The organism is Pseudomonas sp. 273 (genome assembly GCF_029201425.1).
Lineage (GTDB): Bacteria > Pseudomonadota > Gammaproteobacteria > Pseudomonadales > Pseudomonadaceae > Pseudomonas > Pseudomonas delhiensis.
Window position 1 is genome coordinate 2,933,179 of record NZ_CP116775.1, and the last position, 19,663, is coordinate 2,952,841.

Below are 19,663 nucleotides of genomic sequence, written 5' to 3' on the forward strand. Positions count from 1 at the left end.
GCCCGGGCCGGCGAGGCGCTAGCGCTTCCGGTGCTCGCCGGTGCGGGCCGGGCGCCCGGCGCGGCGCTCCTGCAGGGTGAGCTGCAGGGCCTTGGCCACGCCGGCGCCGAGCAACCCGCCCAGCAGGGTGGCGACGACCTGCAGCAGCAGGCCCAGCGCGCTGGCGGCGTTCGTCTCGCGCAGGAAGGTCGCGACTTCCGGCCAGAGCGCCAGCCACAGGCCGACGAAGCCCAGCACCAGGTCGTACCAGAAGGCACCGACCCCGGCGGGGCGATAGCCGCGGACGAAAAGGATGAAGGCGCTGAAGGCCAGCGCCAGGAGCAGGGTGCCCAGCGTCTGGCTGAACGCATCCGGACCGGACATGGCCATCAGCTCCCCGGATCGCGAAGGCGCAGGCACTGGCGACGGTGCAGCCCCAGGCGCACCTCGTCGAGCAATGCCTCGGCACAGGCCAGCGCCTGCTGGCTCGCGACGTCGACGGGCGCGGCGGTGCGGTTGAAATCGTCGATGCGCAGGCCTTCGACCAGGGCCGGCGCTTCCACCAGCGTCCAGTCCAGCCCGCTCACTTCCAGGCTGCGGGCCAGGCCGGCGCCGAGTTGATCGTCGGCGGCGTCTTGCGGCGCCACCAGCCATTGCCAGTGGCCCACCAGGAACAGCCGCGGCACGCCGTCGATGAGCGCGCCGTCGATGAGCGCGCCGCACTGCGGTGGCAGTTGTTGCGGCGGCTGGTCGCCGAGCATGGCGAAGATCACGTCGAGCCCCATTACGGCCTCGCTGACCTCCACGGACGACGCCAGGCCACCCAGCTTGCAGCGCAGGCCGGGGCGAGCACGCAGGCTGTTGAGGTCTTCCACCAGGGCGCTGACCTCGTGCTGCCGGTGCAGTGCGGCAGCGACCAGGGCCTGGCCGAGGCTGTCGACGGGGCGGAACACGCCCAGCTTCAGCGTGGCTGTCTCGAGGTTGTGCATGGCGCTTCCTCCGCTTGTGTGGGCAAGGCGAACCTATGCATATCGAAGCCCCGGCGAGGGCCGAGGTTCCACCCGCGTGGCGACCGGTCGGGCCCGGTGTGGAGCCGCCCTTGCGCGGGCGGGTTCTTTCCGGGGGGCTTTTCCTCTATCTTCTGCGTTTGCGCCTTTCTTTCTCACGCAGACCCGTCGCATGCCCGTCCCGTCGTCCCTTTCGCCATCCCTCGCCGCCGGCATCGCGGCGTTGACCCGTCACTACGCCGATACCGTCCTGCCGCTGTGGCGTGCCGCCGGCTGGAACGACGCGCTGCAGTTGCCCTACGAGGCGCTCGACGACCGCAGCGGGCAGCCCCTGGCGGCGGTGCGCTACCGCACCATGGCCTGCGCCCGCCAGTTGTTCATCTTCAGCCACGCGGGGCCTGCCGACGCGGCCCGGGCCGAGGCGTTGTTCGCCGCGCTGCAGCGCCATTTCGGCGATGGTCGCGGGGGCTGGCTCTACAGCATCGACGCGGCCGGGCAGCCGCTGGACAGCCGCCGCGACCTCTACACCTTCGCCTTCGTGGTGTTCGCCTGCGCGCAGTATCACAGGCTCAGCGGCAGCGCCGCCGCGCTGGAACTGATGACGCGCACCACCGAGCTGATCGAGCAGCGCTTCGCCGACGGCGAGGGGCTGTACCTGTCCGCGCTGGCCGAGGATTTCGCCGACGATGGCGCGCCTGTGCTGCAGAACCCGATCATGCACCTCACCGAGGCCTACCTGGCGGCCTACGCCATCGACGGCGACGCCTGGTACGGGCAGCGCCTGCGGGAGATGGGCCAGGCGCTGCTGGCGCGCTTCGTCGACCCGGCCAGCGGCTGTGTGGCCGAGTTGCCGCAAGGCGAGGCGGGCAACCGCATCGAGCCGGGGCACCAGTTCGAATGGTTCTCGCTGGTCATGGGCGCGCCGGCGTTGTTCGCCGGTTCCGCCCTGGAGGCCGCGCTGCGCCGTGCCTTCGTCTTCGCCCAGCGGCATGGCGTGGCCGCCGGCACCCTCGGCGTGAGCGCCGCACTGGCGGCGGATGGCATCCTGCAGGACGCCACCCAGCGCATCTGGGCGCAGACCGAGTTCGCCCGGGCCCTGGCCGTGGAGGGCAGTGCCCAGTCCCTCGACACCCTGGCGCTGTGGACCGAGCGCTTCCGTTCGCGCTTCCTGCACGACGGCGGCTGGCACGAGGTGCTGGGGCCGGACGGCGCGGTCTTGCGCGCGGACATGCCGTCCACCACACCCTACCACCTGCTGGGTGCCTACCAGGCGCTGCAGGCCCTGATCGAGCGCGCCTGAAGCCCGCGGCCGCCTGGCTACCGCCTGGCGGCCATGCCTTCGGCAGGGGCGATCCGCCGGAACCGCTGGCAAGCTGGAGAGTCCGTGAAAGGGTGGGCGACCGTCCGCCACCTTGCGCAACTCCAACCATCTGCACGGCCTGCCAGCGGGCCGGGGGGAACGATGCATGCAACAGCACACCAGCGAGCCGAACTTCATGCCGCCCAGCGAGTACACCACCTCCAGCGGGGTGGCGGTGCTCATCTCGCCGCGCTACATAGGCCCCGGCAAGGTCGCCGAGATGCTGCTTTCGCTGGCGAACATGCCGGCGAGCGTATCGCCGCTGGACGTCGTCATCGGGCCCTGGGAATCCCACGAGGCCGCCTTCGAGGCCTCCTTCGCCGCGGCCGAGCGCTGGGTAGGGCAACTGGACGGCCACGCCTGACGCGGATCGATGGGCAACGGCCGGCGCGGGTGCGTGCCGAGGCATTCACCCGGCCGCCGGCGCTTGCCGTCGGCGCCGTTCCCGAGCGCCTGGCCAGGGGCGTAAAGACGGAAGCTGGGCGGTGTGGCAATGCGACCGATCGTCCAGAATCGCGGCGCGGAAAAGAAAATGCTGTCCAAATCCGCTGAACCCTGTATCCTGCCACCACTGCCTGCCCGGTTTAGCGGCTCCGTATTGATGCTCAGCCAGTTCTGATTTCCATCTCCTCGGTTTCTCTTCACTCTGCATTCAGTTCCAGCCAGGCATGTCGCCTGTGCTCGTTCCTACCTTGGAGATCTACATCATGGCAAACCGCCAAACTGGTACCGTCAAGTGGTTCAACGCTGAGAAGGGCTTCGGCTTCATCACCCCGGAAAGCGGCCCGGACGTCTTCGTTCACTTCCGCCAGATCGAATCCACCGGCTACAAGTCCCTGGACGAAGGCCAGCGCGTCAGCTTCCTCGTGACTGCCGGCGCCAAAGGCCCGCAAGCCGAGCAGGTTCAAGCCCTGTAAGAGCACTCTCGAGTGCCCGAAGCCCCGCATCGCATTGCGGGGCTTTTCGTTTGTGCCCGGAAAATTCCCGCCTTCTCCCTTCTCCCTTCTCCCTTCTCCCTTCTCCCTTCTCCCTTCTCCCTTCGCTCGCCAGCCAGGCATTCCCGCCCCGGCGTCATCGCCTTCCTCGCTCCGAACCGAGCGCTGCACACCACTGGGCAGTCGCTGAGCCACTGCGCCTGATCCCGCCCCACCGAGGCGCCTGCCTCCTCGCCCCGCCGTCGATGTCGCTTTCATGGCACCGCCAGCCCCGGCCCTGGGCGCTCGCGGGCGGGGCCATGTCGTTTTTGCTCATGCCCATGGCGATCCTGGGCAAATGCCCGGGCGACGCCCTGGAATAGGGTTGTGCCCGCGTCCGGCAGTCTCCGGCGCCCGCCAGGTGGCGCCGTGCCACCTCATAACAAGTTCAATAAAAGGCCGACCGATGAGTATTCCAAGTGCCAAAGGCGCCAGTGGCGAACTGGTCCAGGGCTTCAAGCCGCGCCACGTGACCATGCTGTCCATCGCCGGGATCCTAGGCGCGGGGCTGTTCGTCGGCTCAGGCCACGCCATCGCCGCCGCGGGGCCCGCCGCGATCCTCGCCTACGCCCTGTCCGGGCTGCTGGTGGTGCTGGTGATGCGCATGCTGGGCGAGATGGCGGTGGCCAACCCCGACACCGGCTCCTTCTCCGCCTACGCCGACCAGGCCATCGGCCGCTGGGCCGGCTTCACCATCGGCTGGCTGTACTGGTGGTTCTGGGTGCTGGTGATCCCCATCGAGGCGATCGCCGCCGGGGTGATCTTCAACAGTTGGTTCCCCCAGGTGCAGACCTGGGTGTTCGCCCTGGTGATGACCCTGCTGCTGACCGTCACCAACCTGTTCAGCGTGGCCAAGTACGGCGAGTTCGAATTCTGGTTCGCCATGCTCAAGGTGGGCGCCATCGTGCTGTTCATCAGCCTGGGCGCGGCGGCGCTGCTCGGCGTGCTGCCGGGGCACCAGGTCAGCGGCCTGGGCAACCTGATGCGCGGGCACGGCGGCTTCCTGCCCAACGGCTGGGGTGCCATCTTCACCGCGCTGATCACCACGCTGTTCAGCTTCATCGGCACCGAGGCGGTGACCATCGCCGCCGCCGAGTCCAGCGACCCGCGGCGCAACATCGCCAAGGCCACGCGCTCGGTGATCTGGCGTATCAGCGTGTTCTACCTGCTGTCGATCCTGGTGATCATCTCGGTGGTGCCCTGGGACGACCCCATGCTGACGACCCAGGGTTCCTACCAGCGCGCCCTGGAGCTGATGAACGTGCCCCACGCCAAGCTGATGATGGACCTGGTGGTGCTGGTGGCCGTGGCCAGCTGCCTGAACTCGTCGATCTACATCGCCTCGCGGATGATCTACTCGCTGAGCCGCCGCAACGATGCGCCGGCCTTCATCCAGCGCACCTCGGCGGCGGGCGTGCCGCGGGCGGCGGTGATCGCCAGCACGCTGATCGGCATGCTCACCACCGTGCTGAACTTCATCGCCCCGGCGCGGGTGTTCGACTTCCTCCTCGCCAGCTCCGGCTCCATCGCCCTGCTGGTGTACCTGGCCATCGCCGTCTCGCAGCTGCGCATGCGCGCCACCCTGCAGCGGCGCAACCAGGCGATCGCCTGCCGCATGTGGCTGTTCCCCTGGCTGACCTGGGCGGTGATCGCCTTCATCAGCGGCGTGCTGGTGGTGATGTTCATCCTGCCGGAGCACCGCATCGAGGTGAGCTCCACCCTCGGCCTGACCGTGGCGACCGTGCTCTTGAGCTTCACCACCCGGCGCCAGGGCGCCCAGGCCGGCGGGCGCCTCGATCCGCTGCGTTCGGCCGGCTGACGGCAGGAGTCGCGATTGGTGGAACGGCGGCAATTCAGCGGTGCCATGCAGGGCCGCAACCTCAGGTTCGTTTCCGCGCCCCGGGCGGGCACGCAACGCCAGGGGCGGGTGGGCTTCCTGCTGCTGGAGCACTTCTCCCTGCCGGCCTTCACCCAGGCGCTGGACACCCTGGTCACGGCCAACCTGATCCGCGCCGACACCTTCGCTACCGGGACCTTCAGCCTGGACGGCGAATCGGTCACCAGCGACCTGGGGCTGGTCATCTGCCCGGGTACGGCCCTGGCGCCGGCGGCGCTCGCCGGGCTGGACCTGCTGGTGCTCTGCGGCGGCCTACGCACGCCGCTGCGCACTACGCCGGAACTGACGCGCCTGCTGCAACTGGCAGCGGAGAAGGGCGTGGCCCTGGCCGGGCTGTGGAACGGCGCCTGGTTCCTCGGCCAGGCCGGCCTGCTGGACGGCTACCGCTGCGCGGTGCATCCGGAGAACCGCGCAGCGCTGGCGGAGATCGCCCGGCACAGCGAAGTCACCAGCGAGAGCTACATGGTCGACCGCGACCGCTTCACCGCCGCCAGCCCGACCGGGGCCTTCAACATGGTGCTGGAATGGATGGACGCGCTGCACGGCCGCGAACTGGTGGACGCCGTGGCGGACATCCTGGCCTTCGAGGAATCGCGCTTCCGCCGTGCCCGCCCGGCGCTGCACGAGAAGCTCAGCGAACCGCTGCGCGAGGCCATCAACCTGATGAGCGCCAACATCGAGGAGCCCCTTAGCCAGGACCAGCTGGCGAGCTACGTCGGCCGTTCCAAGCGGCAGATCGAGCGGCTGTTCCAGCAGCAGTTGGGCACCACGCCGGTGCGCTACTACCTGGAGCTGCGCATCACCGAGAGCCGCCGCCTGCTGCAGCACTCGGACCTGCCGATGTTCGAGGTGAGCCTGGCCTGCGGCTTCGTTTCGCCCAGCCATTTCAGCAAGTGCTACACATCCTTCTACGGCTATCCGCCGTCGAAAGAGGTGCGTTACGGGTGCGTGAAGTCGGCGAGGTAGGGCGTGCCGGCGAAGACCCCAGCCACGTCATTCCCCTGTAGGAGCGCGCCCTGCGCGCGAATCGCGGACGGAGTCCGCTCCTACGGGTGGAAGATGTGCGTAGGGCGGAACACCGGTGCCCAGGAAAATTGTGGTGGTTGGCGGATAACGCCGTAGGCGTTATGCCCTACGGGTTGGAAGGGGCGGCGTAGGAGCGGATTCCATCCGCGATCCGCGCCGGTGTTCCCGGCAATCGCGGACGGCGTCCTACGGGAGAATGCCGGCGCCGAGGTATCACCCGGCGCGATACCTGCCAGCGGCAAACGCGCTCCGTCGGCGGCGGCGCGCGGGGTATAAAGCGCCCATGCGCTACCGACGTCTGGACCTCAACCTGCTGGTGGCCCTGGCCGCGCTGCTCGACGAATGCAGCGTCAGCCGGGCCGCCGAACGCCTCAACCTGGGCCAGTCGGCCACCAGCGCGGCGCTGGCGCGCCTGCGCGAGCACTTCAACGACCCGCTGCTGGTGCCCCTGGGGCGGGGCCTGGCGCCCAGTGCCCTGGGCCGCCAACTGCTGCCCAAGGTACGCGAGGCCCTGGCCCTGGCGGGGGAAGTGGTGGATGCGGCGGTGCTCTTCGACCCTTCGCAGTGCGACCGGCGCTTCACCCTGGTGGCCTCGGACTATGTGGTGGCGACCCTGTTGCCCGCGGCCAGCCGGGCTCTGTCGCAACGGGCGCCGGGCGCCTCGCTGGTGCTGCGCGACCTGCCGCTGCCGCGCGACGGCGACGTGGTGGCCGAAGCCCTGGAATACCGCCGCAGCGACCTGGTGATAGTGCCGCAGCGCCGGGTGAACCCCCGCTACCCGCAGATGCCGCTGCTCGGCGACGAGCTGTGCTGCATCGTCTGCGCCGGGCAACCGGCCTTCGCCGGCGGCCTGAGCCTGGCCGACTACTGCGCCGCCGAGCACGTGCTGCGCGAGTTCGCCGACGGCCAGAACCTGGCCATGGACGCCCTGCACCTGCGCGAACTGGGCATCGAGCGGCGCGTGGCCGTCGCGGTGCAGAGCTTTTCGCTGATGGCCGAGTTCATCGTCGGCACGCCGCGGGTGGCCACGCTGTTCCGCCGCCAGGCGCAGGCCCTGGCGCGGCGCTACCCGCTGCGCGTGCTGCCGGCGCCGTTGGCCTTTCCGACGGCGCCGCAGGTGCTGCAGTGGCACCCGCAGCAGGACCTGGACCCGGCGCTGGCCTGGCTCCGCGCCTTGCTGGCGGAGCAGGCCGCGGGGCTGGGTCAGGCCTGAGGGTCGCCGGTGTCGCCGCGCAGGCCCAGTTCCTCGATGGCCAGCAGGGCGCAGCGCTCGTCGTTGTCGGAGGTGTCGCCGCTGACGCCGATGGCGCCGAGCAGGTTGCCGGCGTCGTCGCGCAGCAGGATGCCGCCGGGCACCGGGATCACCTCGCCTCCGGTCAGGCTGTTGATCGCATCGAAGAACGCCGGCATGGCCTGGGCGCGGCGTGCCAGTTCGCGGCCGCCGAAGCCCATGCCGAGGCAGCCGCGGGCCTTGCCGCTGGCGATCTGCGGGCGCAGGAAGCTGGCCCGTTCGTCACGCAGCACGGCCAGCGGATGGCCGGCGGCGTCCAGTACCGCGGCGGCCAGCGGGCGCACGCCCAGCTCGCGGGCGTGGCGCAGGGTGGCGGCGGCCAGGCGCGTGGCGTGCTCGAAGTCGAGGGTGGTCATGCTCACAGGCTCCATTTGCCGAGTTGGGCGACGCGGTCGCGGGTATAGAGGTCGGTCCATTTCAGCGAATTGAAGTCCGAGACCTGCCTGGGGTCGTAGGCCGTGCGCTGCAGGCGCACCGGCTCGCCGGCCTTGTACACGGCGAGCAGGCGCTGGCGGTCCTGGAGGACGCGGATGTCGTCCAGGGGCGAGCCGTCGAGCACCAGCAGGTCGGCCTGCCTGCCCGCTTCCAGCGTGCCCAGGGTTTCGCCGCGCGGCATCAGCCGGGCGCCGACGTTGGTGGCGGCGTACAGCGCCTCGGCGGGGGTGAAGCCCAGGCGCGTCACCAGCAGTTCCAGCTCGCGGGCGTGCCATTCGCCGTAGGGGGTGACGGCGAAGCCGCTGTCGCTACCGCAGGCGAAGGGGATGCCGGCGGCCTTGGCGCGGCGCAGCACCGGCGTGCCCAGCTCCAGGGTGCGCGCGCAGTAGCCGGCGTAGCCGGTGGCGATGGCCGGGTCGTGGGCCTGGCAGAAGTCCACGGTGTTCTGCGGGAAGGTCATGGTCGGGGCCAGCACGCTGCCGGCTTCCAGTAGCGCCTCGATGCAGGCGTCGTCCATGTAGAAGGCGTGGAACACCAGGTCCACGCCGGCCTTCGCCGCATACATCACCGCCTCGCGGCCATAGGCGTGGGTGGCCACCCGGCAGCCCAGGCGGTGGGCTTCCTCGACCATCTCGCGGGTCTCTTCGGCGGTGAAGGCGGCGATGATCTCGCCGTTGGGCCGGCGATGGGTTCCGTCCATGGCGATCTTGATCAGGTCGACGCCGTCCTTGGCCTGCCGGCGGATCTCGGCAATGGCCTCGGTACGGCTGGTGACCAGGGCGGCGGTGAAGTATTCGGGGGCGCCGACGCGGCTGGGGAACCAGTCGTTGAGGCTCTGCCGGTTGGTGATCACGCGGCTGCTGGCGGCGATGCGCGGGCCCTCGAACAGGCCGGCGTTGACGGTGTTGCGCACGGCGATGCTGAGCTGGCCGCTGTCGCCGGGGCAGACCATGGAGGTGACCCCGGCGGCGAGCACGTGCTGGGCGAAGAACAGCCCGCGCAGGGCGCGGAACTCGTCGCTGGTCCAGAGATCGATGTCTTCCTCGCTCTGGGCGTTGCCGAAGGCCAGGTGGGTGTGCACGTCCACCAGCCCGGGCATGACGAAGGCGGCGCGCTCCTCGCGGTCGCCCGCTTGCGGGCGCGGCGCCGTGGCGCTGGGGCCGACGTGGCGGACCAGGCCGTTGTCGATGATCAGCGTCTGTTCGTGGCGGGCCTGCAGGCCGGTGCCGTCGAACAGGGTGGAACAGTGCAGGTGCAGGGCGCCCATGGGCGGTTTCTCCTCGGCTTCTTGTTGTGCCGGCAGGCTAGGGCGCTGCGCCCCGGCTGACCAACAGATGCTGTCGATGCCCGGCCATCGATACCGTCGATACCTGGCGCGGGCGCATGGCGCCTGGGTTCCGGGCAGGGGGCAAGCGATGCGGGGCAGGTATCGGCAGTGGCGATGCCAGGCATGGCCAATGGCGATTTTTCCCGCCGGGGCGGGCAGGGCGAGGATGCCGCCGCCATCAACCCACGAGGAAACCACCATGAACGACATCCGTACCGAACTGCTGGCCCTGGAGCAGGAGCGCCAGTGCGCGCTGGTGGAGGAGGACCACGCCGGCCTGGAGCGACTCTTCGCCGACGACCTGCTCTACGTGCACACCACCGGCCTGGTGCAGGACAGGGCGCAGTACCTGGACTACGCCCGCCACGCGGTGCGCTACCTGGCGGTGGAGCGCGGCGAACTGCGGGTACGCCTGTTCGGCGACGCCCTGGCGCTGATGAGCGGGCCGCAGTGCAACCTGCTGCAGAAGCGCGGCGGCGGCGAACCGGTGCGCGCCGAGGGCTTCGCCACGCAATTGTGGGTGAGGGAGGACGGTGGTTGGCGGATCGCTGCCTTCCATGGCACTCGCACGCCAGCATGAGGTGGCGCGGTAATTTTGCCTTTGCCCGCTAGCTTGTGCGTCCGGGCTACTGGAAGCGTCGATGGAGGTCCGGGAATATCTCCTGGGCGAACCAGGCCGGCAACCCTGGCTGCACGCTGCGGGATTTCGGCGTCGGGCTGAGTACCACGCCCAGGCGTACCAGGCGGCTCAGTTCATCGATCGCCGGGCGCGGCGTCAGGCCGGTGAAGGTCTTGAAGTCACTGCGTGGCATCTCGCCCTGCACCAGCAGGGCATGGACCGCCGCTGCGCTTTCCTCCCGGGCGCCGGCCGCGCGTAGCTGGGCGTTATAGCGGAATGCCCGCACCACTCGCTCGCGCAGGGCTGTCGGGTCGACGGCCTGGGTCATGTAGTCGATCTGATCGTGGCAGACGTCCAGCATGAACTCGATGAAAGCGAAGTAGTGCTTGCGGCTCAGCTTGCCGCGTCCGTCCAGGTCGCCTTCGCGAGGGCGGTCGGCCAGCGCCAGCATCCGATAGTAGTCCTGGTGCTGGCGCGCCAGGCCGCGAGACAGGGACCAGAGCGTCGGCCGCAGGCCCAGGGCAACGAGGTGGATATGGGTCATCAGCCGTGTGGTGCGCCCGTTGCCGTCGAGGAACGGGTGCACGAAGGCCAGCCGGTGATGGTAGGCAAGGGCGCCGATCAGCCGGCGGCGTGGGTCGCGGGCGCGTCCGAAGCCATCGCGCAGGTGACGCAGCATCGGCAGCACGACAGAGGCGGCCGGCGCGGGCCTGCCGCCGATGGCGACTTCCTCGTCCGGCCTGGCGCGCAGCTGGCCCGGTTGCAGGAAGCGGCCGTCGTCGAGGCACCGGCTGGCATCATCGGTATCGTCGAACAGGCGTTCGTGCACGCGCTGCACCAGCGCCGGTTCGAACAAGTCGCTCCATTGCGCGGTGGGGAAGCGCCGCAGGGCCCGTTCGAACACCGCCTGCGCCTGCATGTGCCTGATGGCCAGGTCTTGCAGCAGGAGACGCTCGCGGCGTGGCGCGGCCTGCGCCTGCTGCATCATTGCGATCTCGGTATAGCGGCCCTCGATGAGGTTCGAATAGTAGCTGTTGGTTATCTGCAGCAGTTGCCCGAGCTGCTCGCTCGTTTGCCTGGCCAGGCGGCCTGCCAGGAAGGCCGCCTTGCCCGGCAGGGCGTCAGCCCGTTCGATGATCGAGGCCGGCAACTCTTCCGGCAGTATCGGGTCCAGCCAGCCCTTGTCGGTGATCAGCGGCATTGCTGCTTTCCTGGGTGAATTTCTTCACATTTAAATTCACATTTCGTAAGGCTGCAAACCCTTATGTATTGCGGCTTGTATTTGGTTTTAGAGAGTCATTAAGAAAGTTTTTCTTCATATTTTTACCGGCAGGGCGCCGGCACGCCCGGCAGCGGGGAACGGCACCGTGATCCGGTGCCGCAGCAAGGAACACCCCGGAGCCCTCAGGCCGTACGCCCACCCAGCGTCTCCGCCACCCAGTCCGCGATGTACTGCCCGGCGTTGATGCTGTTGTCGAAGCTGGAGTGCTGCACGCCGCCTTCGCGCTCGGTGAAGATCTTCAGCTCGCGCCTCGGGCTGTTCACCAGTTGCTCGTAGGTGCGGTGCGCCCATTTCAGCGGAATCTGCGAGTCCTTCTCGCCGTGGGTGACCAGGAAGGGCACGCGGATGCGTTCGAGCACGCCGTCCAGGTGGACGTTCTCGGCGATTCCCATGAATTCGTCGATGTCCTTCGCGCCCCAGACCCATTGCACGTGGGCCCAGTAGTGCGGCACCGGGAAGTCGCCTTCCTTCTCCAGGCGGCGCTTCTGCACGTCGCGCCAGTCGTGGTTGGCGCCCCATACCACGCCGCAGGCGAAGCGTGGTTCGAAGGCCACCGCGCGCGGGCAGTAGTAGCCGCCCAGGGACACGCCTTCCAGGCCGGTGCGCTTGGCGTCGACGTCCGCGCGGGTTTCCAGCCAGTCGAACACGCGGCTGGCCCAGTGCTCGCTGTCGTAGCGCGCGGTCAGGCCGTGCAGGCGCAGGGCCTCGCCGGTGCCGGGCTGGTCGATGATCAGCGAGGCCACGCCGCGCTTGGCCAGCCAGGCGGGCAGGCCGACGCGGTATTTCATTTCCTTGGTCGAATCCAGGCCGTTGACCTGCACCAGCAGCGGCGCCGGGCCCTCCACGCCCTCGGCGCGCACGTACAGGCCGGCGATGTGCTTGCCTTCGTAGGGGATCTCCACGCGTTCGCAGTTCTCCTTCGACAGCGCGACGCCGCGGGCGAAGGTGTCGAGGAAGCGCCGGTACAGCGCCTCGCGGCCCGGGGCGCCGTGGGCCTGCAGGCGTTCGCAGGTGAGATAGTAGGTGGCGGCGCGGTTGTACTTCTCGCCGGCGGAGAACAGGCGGCCGGCGCCCTCGTCTTCCTCGGCCAGGCCGCAGAGCTTGTCGGCCATTTTCGACCAGGTCTCGCGGAAGGCCCGGGTGCCGGCGGCGTCGGGCTGCCTGGCGGCCTCCTGCAGCGGGGCGCACATTTCCTCGATCTCGCCCAGGCGGGCGCCCATCTCGATGGCCAGGTCCACCGAGAGGTTCCAGACGTAATTGGTGGGGAAGTAGCGGAACATTCTTGTTGTCCTTCTGCGGTCGGGTTTTCCGGCGCCCGGGAATGGCGGCAGGCACGCAGGGCGCGGTTCGACGGCAAGGTACGCAGGCGGGGCGGTGCTGCGCCAATCGCGAGTGGGGATGCGAGGTATCGCCAAACGCGATGCCCCGGCGCCCTGGCGGCGGCCGGGGGCGATGGGGCGGGGTCAGCCGGTGTGGCGCAGGGCTTCGGGCTGCTGGTCGAGGCTCTGGATGAAGTCGCGGATGCGCTCGCGCAGCCAGCGGTGCATGGGGTCGCCTTCCATGCTGCGGTGCCAGAGCATGTATTCGCGCATCACCGGGATCTTCACCGGCGGCGGCAGGATGCGCAGCGGCAGGTAATGCGCGTACAGCTCGGCCAGGCGGCGGTGCATGGTGGCCACGCGCTGGGTGCCGACCAGCAGCTGGGGCAGGGTGTTGAAGTCGTTGGTGATCACTTCCAGGCGGCGGTTGAAACCGTACTGGCTCATGAACCAGTCCTCGATGCTCAGGTGCCGGTTGCGCCCGAAGCCCACCGAGATGTGGCCCATCTGCATGTACTGCTCCAGGGTCAGGCTCTCGCCCACCGCCGGGTTGTCGCGCCAGACCACGCAGACGTGGTCCTCCTCGAACAGCAGCTGCGCCGGGTGGCCGTCGATGATGTAGCGCTCGGGCACGATCATCATGTCCACCTCGCCGCGCATCAGCAGCTCGGCGCTGTTGTCGCCGGGGCTGAGCATCTCGAAGGTGATGTGCGGGGCCTGCTGGTGGATCTTCTGGATCACCTGGGCGAAGAGCACGCTGATCAGGTAGTCGGAGGTCACCAGGCGGAAGTGGCGCTTGCTGCTGGCCGGGTCGAACACCGGCTTGGCGGTGATCGAGGAGCGGATGGTCAGCAGTACCTCGCGCACGGGCCCCGCCAGTTCCAGGGCGTAGGGGGTGGGCTGCATCTTGCGGCCGACCTGCACCAGCAGCTCGTCCTCGAAGAAGGTGCGCAGGCGGCCGAGCACGCCGCTGGTGGCCGACTGCGTCATGTGCAGGCGTTCGGCGGCGCGGGTGATGTTCTGCTCTTCCAGCAGCACATCCAGCGCCACCAGCAGGTTCAGGTCCAGGTGGTGGAATCGCATGGCAGATGGCTCAGGCTTGTTGTAGTTATTTTCGCGATACCTTCCCGCCGCATCCCCGATACGTCAAGACCGCTGCGCCATGAGTGGGCGGCAAACGCCCGCCGCCATGGGCCCGCGCCCAGGTATCGCATTCGGCGATGCCTCGCATCCCCACATGCGATTGGTCAGGGCGCCATGGCGCCCGCCAACCTGCGCCCCAGTCGAGCGGCCCCCGTGCCGCGGCGACCCACCACCGGCGGCCCCCTGCCCGGCGCCGAATCATAATTTCAATGGAGTGGTAGCCATGAACATCCTTGGCCTCGACGCCCTGGTCTTCGGTGTCGACGATATCCAGGCCTGTGCCGATTGCCTGCGCGACTACGGCCTCGCGGCCACGCAACTCACCGCCGACGGTGGGCGCTTCGAAGCCCTCGACGGCACCGCCATCGTCATCCGCCACGGCGACGATCCGAGCCTGCCGCCGGCCCTGGGCCCGACGCCTTCCCTGCGCGAGACCGTCTACGGCGTGGCTGGCGCCGCCGACCTGGAAGCCATCGCCGACGAACTGGGGCGCGACCGCGAGGTGCGCCGTGATGCCGCCGGCGCGCTGCACTGCGTCGACGACCTGGGCTTCGCCATCGCCTTCCAGGTCAGCTGCCGCCGTCCGTACGAGGCCCCCGCCGACCTGACCAACGCCCCTGGCAGCGCGCCGCAGCGCCCGCTCAACCAGCTGGGCATCACCCCGGACATGCCGGCGTTGCCGCGCACCTTGTCCCACGTCGTGTACTTCGTGCCCGACGCCGCCAGGGGGGAGGCCTTCTACCGCGAGCGCCTGGGCTTCGTCACCACCGACAGCTTCGTCGGCGTCGGCCCCTTCATGCGCACGGCGGGCATGGACGACCACCACTGCCTGTTCATGATCCAGACGCCGCCGCACATGCAGGGCTGCGAGCACTTCACCTTCCACCTGGGCAGCGGCACCGAAGTGCTGCTGGCCGGCACGCGCTTCCAGAACAAGGGCTGGACCAGCTTCTGGGGCCCGGGCCGGCACCTGCTGGGTTCCAACTGGTTCTGGTACTTCAACAGCCCGCTGGGCTGCCACATCGAGTACGACGCCGACATGGACAAGCACGACGACGCCTGGGCCGCGCGCCAGGCGCCGATGTCGGCGGACAACTCGCAGCTGTTCCTCTTCACCTCGCGGGAGAAGTGGGCCCCCAGCGGCCCGCCGCCAAAGCAGGGCTGAGCCGTGGAGTGCATGGCGCTGTGCCGGCTCGACGAGCTGGCCGAGGGCCAGGCGCGCGGCTTCGACCCGCAGGGCAGGGGGCGGACGGCCTGTTCGCCCTGCGCCACCGCGGCCAGGTGCGCCTGTACCGCAACCGCTGCCCGCACCTGCTCGTGCCGCTGGAGTACCGCAAGGACAGGTTCCTCAGCGCCGACGGCCAATGGGTCGTCTGCTACGCCCACGGCGCGCGCTTCCGCCCGGACAGCGGCGAGTGCGTGTACGGCCCGTGCCGTGGCCAGGCGCTGGAAGCGCTGGCGCACGAGGAGAAGGACGGCTGGCTGCTATTGCCGCTGGCGCAACTGCAAGGCTGAGGTATCGCGCCGCGCGATAGGTCGCATCCGCGGACTCGATTGGTCAAGGCCCGACCCCGCCGGGAAGCTGTGCCCCGGGGCACGCAGAACGGCCGCACCGCTCGCCGGTGCGGACAACAAGAACAAGACGTGAGAGATGCCATGAATACTGTGAGCAACGTGCTGATCGTCGGCGGCGGCATCGGCGGGCTGTGTGCCGCCATCGCCCTGCGCCGCAAGGGAATCGCCGTCGACCTGGTCGAGCTGAAGAGCGAATGGACCGTCTACGGCGTCGGCATCATCCAGCAGAGCAACGTGGTGCGCGAGATGCACCGCCTGGGCCTGCTGGATGCCTACCTGGACGCCGCCTACGCCTTCGAGGACGTAGCCATCTACACCACCGCCGGTCAGCAGCTGGCGCGCATCCCCGGCCAGCGCCTGGCGGGGCCGCAGTACCCGGCCAACGTCGGCATCTCCCGCCGCGCGCTGCACAAGGTGCTGAGCGAGACCGCCATCGAACTGGGCACCCGGGTGCGCCTGGGTACCTCGGTGGAAAGCTTCGAGCAGGACGCCGGCGGTGTCGGCGTGCTGTTCAGCGACGGCAGCCAGGGCCGCTACCAGCTGCTGGTGGGCGCCGACGGGCTGTACTCGCGGGTCCGCGGGCTGCTGTTCGGCGACAGGTACCAGCCGCGCTTCACCGGCCAGTCGGTGTGGCGCCACAACTTCCCGCGCGCCGCCGGCATCGACCACCTGGCCAACTACCAGGGCCCCTCGGGCAACGCCGGCCTGGTGCCGCTGGCCGACGACCTCATGTACCTGTTCACCACCTCCCACGAGCCGGGCAACCCCTGGATGGACCCGGCCGGCCTGGCCGAGGGCCTGCGCCAGCGCCTGGCCGGGTTCGGCGGGCTGATCGGCGAACTGCGCGAGCAGGTCACGGACAGCGCCGAGGTCGTCTACAAGCCGCTGGAGGCGGTGTTCGTCGACGAGCCCTGGTACCGCGGCCGGGTACTGCTGATCGGCGACGCCGCCCACGCCACCACCCCGCACCTGGGGCAGGGCGCCGGCATGGCCATCGAGGACGCGGTGGTGCTGGCCGAGGAACTCACCGCCGGCGGCAGTCTGGCCGAGCAGCTGCAGCGCTTCATGGGCCGGCGTTTCGAGCGCTGCAGGTTCATCGCCGAGAAGTCCCTGCTGGCCGGGGAGAAGGAGATCGCCCGGGACCCGTCCTTCGACCGCATCGGCCTGGTCCGGCAGATGCTGGAGGTCACCGCGCGCCCCATCTGAGCCCATGTACCCGGCGCGCCTGCCCTGGCCGCGCGCCGGCGCCAACACGAATGCACAAGAACAAGAACGAGGTGACCTCGATGTCCACTGACAAGCGTGCAACCGCGCGGCCGCTGCCGCCGCTCAAGCCCCTCACCCTGGCGCTGCTGGCCCTGGCCGCCGGCCACGCCCAGGCCTTCGAATTCGACACCGGCAACCCCGACCTGCGGGCGCGCTGGGACAACACCCTGAAGTACAGCGCCGCCTGGCGCACCCAGGACGCCAGCAGCAAGCTCACCGAAGGCCAGACCGCGCTGAACCTGGACGATGGCGACCGCAACTTCGACAAGGGCCTGATCTCCAACCGCCTGGACCTGCTCTCCGAGCTGGACGTGACCTACGGCGACGTCGGCGCGCGGGTCAGCGGCGCGGCCTGGTACGACGACGTCTACAACCGCGGCACCGACGCCAGCGACCCGAGCCGGGCCAACAGCTACTCGGCGGACTACGACGAATTCACCGACGACACCCGCACCCTGCACGGGCGCAAGGGCGAGCTGCTCGACGCCTTCGTCTTCGGCAAGACCGAGCTGGCCGGCATGCCGCTGTCCGGGCGCCTGGGCCAGTACGCCATGCAGTGGGGCGAGAGCCTGTTCTACGGCATGAACGGCATCGCCGGCGGGATGGCGCCGATCGACGTGGTCAAGGGCCTGTCTGTGCCCAACACCCAGTTCAAGGAGCTGATCCGCCCGGTGCAGCAGGTCTCCGGCCAGCTGCAACTGACCCCGGATGTATCCATCGGCGCCTACTACCAGTTCGAATGGGAGGCCAACCGCCTGCCGGCCGCCGGCAGCTACTTCTCCACCGACGATTTCTTCGGCGACGGCGCCGAGCGCATGTTCGTCGGCGCGCCGGTGATGCCCGGCGGCCAGCCGCTGGCCTTCTACCACGGCAACGACAAGGAGGCGAAGGACTCGGGGCAGGGCGGCGTGCAGCTGCGCTGGCGCACCGAGACGGTGGACTGGGGCCTGTACGCCATCCGCTTCCACGACAAGTCGCCGCAGCTCAACGTGCGCACCGACTTCGCCAACCTCGACCCGCTCACCGGCAAGGCCGGCGAGTTCTACTGGGTGTACCCCGAAGGCATCGAGGCCCTGGGCGCGAGCTTCTCCACCACGGTGGGCAACTTCAACCTGGCCGGCGAAGTCTCCACCCGCTGGAACCAGCCGCTGGCCTCCACCAACCAGCACGCCCTGGCCGTCGGCGAGGCCATCGACAACAGCGACGACCCGCTCTACGCCACCGGCCGTACCCTGCACGCCAACTTCTCCTGGCTGGCGAGCCTCGAGCCGAACTTCATCGCCCAGGAGGCGAGCTTCCTCGGCGAGATCGCCTGGAACCGGGTGATGAGCGTGAGCAGGAACCGCGACGCCATCGACCCCAATGCCGACCGCGACGCCGCCAGCCTGCGCCTGGTGTACGAGCCGATGTACCGGCAGATCTACCCCGGCCTGGACCTCTCGGTACCGATCGGCGCCAGCTACACCAACGGCGCCTCCGAGGCCCTCGGCACCGGCTTCGGCTCCGACCACGGCGGCGACATCAACGTCGGCCTCAAGGGCAACTACCTCAACACCTGGAGCCTGGGCCTGACCTACACGCACTACTACGGCCCGGAGAACACCTTCCTCGACGCCGACAACCACTACACCTTCGAACAGTCGCTGAAAGACCGCGACTTCATCGCCTTCACCGTCAGCCGCACCTTCTGACCGAGGACTGCCCGATGAAACACAACAAGAAACTCGCCTGCCTGCTCACCGCCCTGAGTGCCTCCCTGCTGTTCGCCCACGGCGCTCTGGCCGCCGTCTCCGCCGAGGAGGCGGGCAAGCTGAAGACCACCCTGACGCCACTGGGCGGCGAGCGCGCCGGCAACGCCGACGGCAGCATCCCGGCCTGGACCGGCGGCTACACTCAGGCCGACCCGGCCTACAAGGACGGCGGCAAGCGCGGCGACCCCTTCGCCGCCGACAGGCCGCTGTTCACCATCACCGCGCAGAACATGGAGCAGCACGCCGCGCAGCTCACCCCCGGGGTGCAGGCGATGCTGAAGAAGTACCCGGACAGCTACCGCCTGGAGGTCTACCCGACCCACCGCAGCGCCGCCGCCCCGCAGTCGGTGTACGACGCCACCTTCGCCAACGCCACCAGCGGCAAGCTGGTGGACGGCCCGGCCGGGCCCATGCCCGAGGGCGCCGCCGGCGGCATCCCGTTCCCCATCCCGGCCAGTGGCGCCGAGGCCATCTGGAACCACCTGCTGCGCTGGCGCGGCGCGTCCTGGCACGCCAGCTTCACCCAGTACCTGACCACCGCCGACGGCAAGCACGTGCTGACCAACGACTCGCGCTCGGACCTGCAGATGCCCTGGTACCTGCCCGGCGGCGCGGGCGAGAAGGGCGTGTTCTGGTCCATCCGCATGATCAACGACGGCCCGCCGCTGCGCGCCGGCGAGGCCATCACCGGCCTTGAGAACCTCAATGCCGACAAGGCCTCGGTGTGGACCTACCTGCCCGGCCAGCGCCGCGTGCGCCGCCTGCCCAACGCCTGCTGCGACACCCCGACGCCGGCCACCGCGGGGGTCATGAGCTTCGACGAGCTGTACGTGTTCAACGGCCGCATCGACCGCTTCGACTGGAAACTGGTGGGCAAGCGGGAGATGTACATCCCCTACAACGCCAACAAGGTGTTCACCGCCGCCGGTCCCGAGGCGTTGCTGGACGCGCACCACCTGAAGTCCGACGCCATCCGCTGGGAGAAGCACCGCGTCTGGGTGGTGGAAGCGACCCTCAAGAGCGGCCAGCGCCACGTGATGCCGAAGAGCACCTACTACCTCGACGAGGACACCTGGGCCGCCGTGCTCGGCGAGCGCTACGACGCCCGCGGCCAGCTGGCCAAGGTGCTCTGGACCTCGCCGGTGGTGCTGCCCGACCTGCCCGGCGTGGTGACCCTCACCAACGGCTTCTACGACCTGCTCTCCGGGGCCTGGTTCGCCGGCGACCTGTTCGCCGGCAAGAGCGAGCAGTACCGCATCGTGCCGCCCTACAAGGACTCGGTGTTCACCGCCGACGCCATGGCGGGCGAGGGTGTGCGCTGAGCGTTAGCACCGGGGGGCTGTAGGAGCGCGCCCTGCGCGCGAATCGCGGGCAGGGCCCGCTCCTACGGGAGACCTCGCTGTACCCGGCCT

18 protein-coding genes and 1 pseudogene are annotated in these 19,663 nt (G+C 69.4%); 12 read left to right on the forward strand and 7 right to left on the reverse strand.

The genetic code is table 11. From position 1 onward, the window contains the following. Window positions 1–18 precede the first annotated feature (18 nt). Window positions 19–363, reverse strand: a complete 345-nt coding sequence (locus tag PKO50_RS13830; RefSeq protein WP_275630035.1) for a hypothetical protein — start codon at window positions 361–363, stop codon at window positions 19–21. Between the two features lie 5 nt (window positions 364–368). After that, window positions 369–968 (reverse strand): NAD(P)H-binding protein, encoded by a 600-nt coding sequence (locus PKO50_RS13835; protein WP_275630036.1) that lies wholly within the window; start codon window positions 966–968, stop codon window positions 369–371. A 190-nt stretch (window positions 969–1,158) separates the two neighbouring features. On the opposite strand from PKO50_RS13835, the gene PKO50_RS13840 reads away from it, so the two are divergent. The 6 genes from PKO50_RS13840 to PKO50_RS13865 all read left to right on the forward strand — a co-directional run bounded on the left by PKO50_RS13840 (window position 1,159) and on the right by PKO50_RS13865 (window position 7,456). Continuing rightward, window positions 1,159–2,286: an AGE family epimerase/isomerase gene (locus tag PKO50_RS13840; protein WP_275630037.1), complete on the forward strand. Its 1,128-nt coding sequence runs from the start codon at window positions 1,159–1,161 to the stop codon at window positions 2,284–2,286. Window positions 2,287–2,452: 166 nt separating this feature from the next. Beyond that, entirely contained in the window at window positions 2,453–2,710 is a 258-nt protein-coding gene (locus tag PKO50_RS13845; RefSeq protein WP_109935740.1) for a hypothetical protein, read from the forward strand. Between the two features lie 343 nt (window positions 2,711–3,053). After that, entirely contained in the window at window positions 3,054–3,263 is a 210-nt protein-coding gene (locus PKO50_RS13850) for a cold-shock protein (RefSeq protein ID WP_009620169.1), read from the forward strand. Window positions 3,264–3,726: 463 nt separating this feature from the next. After that, window positions 3,727–5,139 carry a GABA permease gene (gene gabP, locus PKO50_RS13855; protein WP_275630038.1) on the forward strand — a complete coding sequence of 471 codons (1,413 nt, stop codon included), beginning with the start codon at window positions 3,727–3,729 and terminating at the stop codon, window positions 5,137–5,139. Window positions 5,140–5,157: 18 nt separating this feature from the next. Next, window positions 5,158–6,183 carry a GlxA family transcriptional regulator gene (locus tag PKO50_RS13860; RefSeq protein ID WP_275630039.1) on the forward strand — a complete coding sequence of 342 codons (1,026 nt, stop codon included), beginning with the start codon at window positions 5,158–5,160 and terminating at the stop codon, window positions 6,181–6,183. Between the two features lie 343 nt (window positions 6,184–6,526). Continuing rightward, window positions 6,527–7,456, forward strand: coding sequence for a LysR family transcriptional regulator (locus PKO50_RS13865; RefSeq protein WP_275630040.1), 930 nt, complete (start codon window positions 6,527–6,529; stop codon window positions 7,454–7,456). On the opposite strand, the gene PKO50_RS13870 is transcribed toward PKO50_RS13865, so the two are convergent. Continuing rightward, window positions 7,447–7,890 (reverse strand): heme-binding protein, encoded by a 444-nt coding sequence (locus PKO50_RS13870; protein WP_275630041.1) that lies wholly within the window; start codon window positions 7,888–7,890, stop codon window positions 7,447–7,449. The genes PKO50_RS13865 and PKO50_RS13870 overlap by 10 nt on opposite strands. A 2-nt stretch (window positions 7,891–7,892) precedes the next feature. Then, a complete protein-coding gene (locus PKO50_RS13875; RefSeq protein ID WP_275630042.1) occupies window positions 7,893–9,236 on the reverse strand; it encodes an amidohydrolase family protein in 1,344 nt (447 codons plus the stop codon). Window positions 9,237–9,495: 259 nt separating this feature from the next. On the opposite strand from PKO50_RS13875, the gene PKO50_RS13880 reads away from it, so the two are divergent. Continuing rightward, the gene (locus tag PKO50_RS13880) at window positions 9,496–9,876 is read left to right on the forward strand and encodes a nuclear transport factor 2 family protein (RefSeq protein ID WP_275630043.1); all 381 of its coding nucleotides are present in this window, start codon (window positions 9,496–9,498) and stop codon (window positions 9,874–9,876) included. Between the two features lie 46 nt (window positions 9,877–9,922). Here the strand turns inward: PKO50_RS13880 and PKO50_RS13885 are convergent, their stop codons facing one another. The 3 genes from PKO50_RS13885 to PKO50_RS13895 all read right to left on the reverse strand — a co-directional run bounded on the left by PKO50_RS13885 (window position 9,923) and on the right by PKO50_RS13895 (window position 13,599). Continuing rightward, window positions 9,923–11,116, reverse strand: a complete 1,194-nt coding sequence (locus PKO50_RS13885; protein ID WP_275630044.1) for a Fic family protein — start codon at window positions 11,114–11,116, stop codon at window positions 9,923–9,925. A gap of 203 nt (window positions 11,117–11,319) precedes the next feature. Beyond that, entirely contained in the window at window positions 11,320–12,477 is a 1,158-nt protein-coding gene (locus tag PKO50_RS13890; protein WP_275630045.1) for a prolyl oligopeptidase family serine peptidase, read from the reverse strand. 183 nt (window positions 12,478–12,660) lie between these two features. Then, window positions 12,661–13,599 carry a LysR family transcriptional regulator gene (locus PKO50_RS13895; RefSeq protein ID WP_089393275.1) on the reverse strand — a complete coding sequence of 313 codons (939 nt, stop codon included), beginning with the start codon at window positions 13,597–13,599 and terminating at the stop codon, window positions 12,661–12,663. 283 nt (window positions 13,600–13,882) lie between these two features. Here PKO50_RS13895 and PKO50_RS13900 point away from each other — a divergent pair, with 283 nt between their 5' ends. The 5 genes and pseudogenes from PKO50_RS13900 to PKO50_RS13920 all read left to right on the forward strand — a co-directional run bounded on the left by PKO50_RS13900 (window position 13,883) and on the right by PKO50_RS13920 (window position 19,573). Then, window positions 13,883–14,824: a VOC family protein gene (locus tag PKO50_RS13900; protein ID WP_109935731.1), complete on the forward strand. Its 942-nt coding sequence runs from the start codon at window positions 13,883–13,885 to the stop codon at window positions 14,822–14,824. Window positions 14,825–14,827: 3 nt separating this feature from the next. Beyond that, window positions 14,828–15,174: pseudogene (locus PKO50_RS13905) on the forward strand (Rieske 2Fe-2S domain-containing protein). Window positions 15,175–15,315: 141 nt separating this feature from the next. Next, window positions 15,316–16,440 carry an FAD-dependent oxidoreductase gene (locus PKO50_RS13910; protein ID WP_275630046.1) on the forward strand — a complete coding sequence of 375 codons (1,125 nt, stop codon included), beginning with the start codon at window positions 15,316–15,318 and terminating at the stop codon, window positions 16,438–16,440. 80 nt (window positions 16,441–16,520) lie between these two features. Beyond that, window positions 16,521–18,191: a DUF1302 domain-containing protein gene (locus tag PKO50_RS13915; RefSeq protein WP_275630477.1), complete on the forward strand. Its 1,671-nt coding sequence runs from the start codon at window positions 16,521–16,523 to the stop codon at window positions 18,189–18,191. A 14-nt stretch (window positions 18,192–18,205) separates the two neighbouring features. After that, window positions 18,206–19,573, forward strand: coding sequence for a DUF1329 domain-containing protein (locus tag PKO50_RS13920; RefSeq protein ID WP_275630047.1), 1,368 nt, complete (start codon window positions 18,206–18,208; stop codon window positions 19,571–19,573). Window positions 19,574–19,663: the final 90 nt, after the last annotated feature.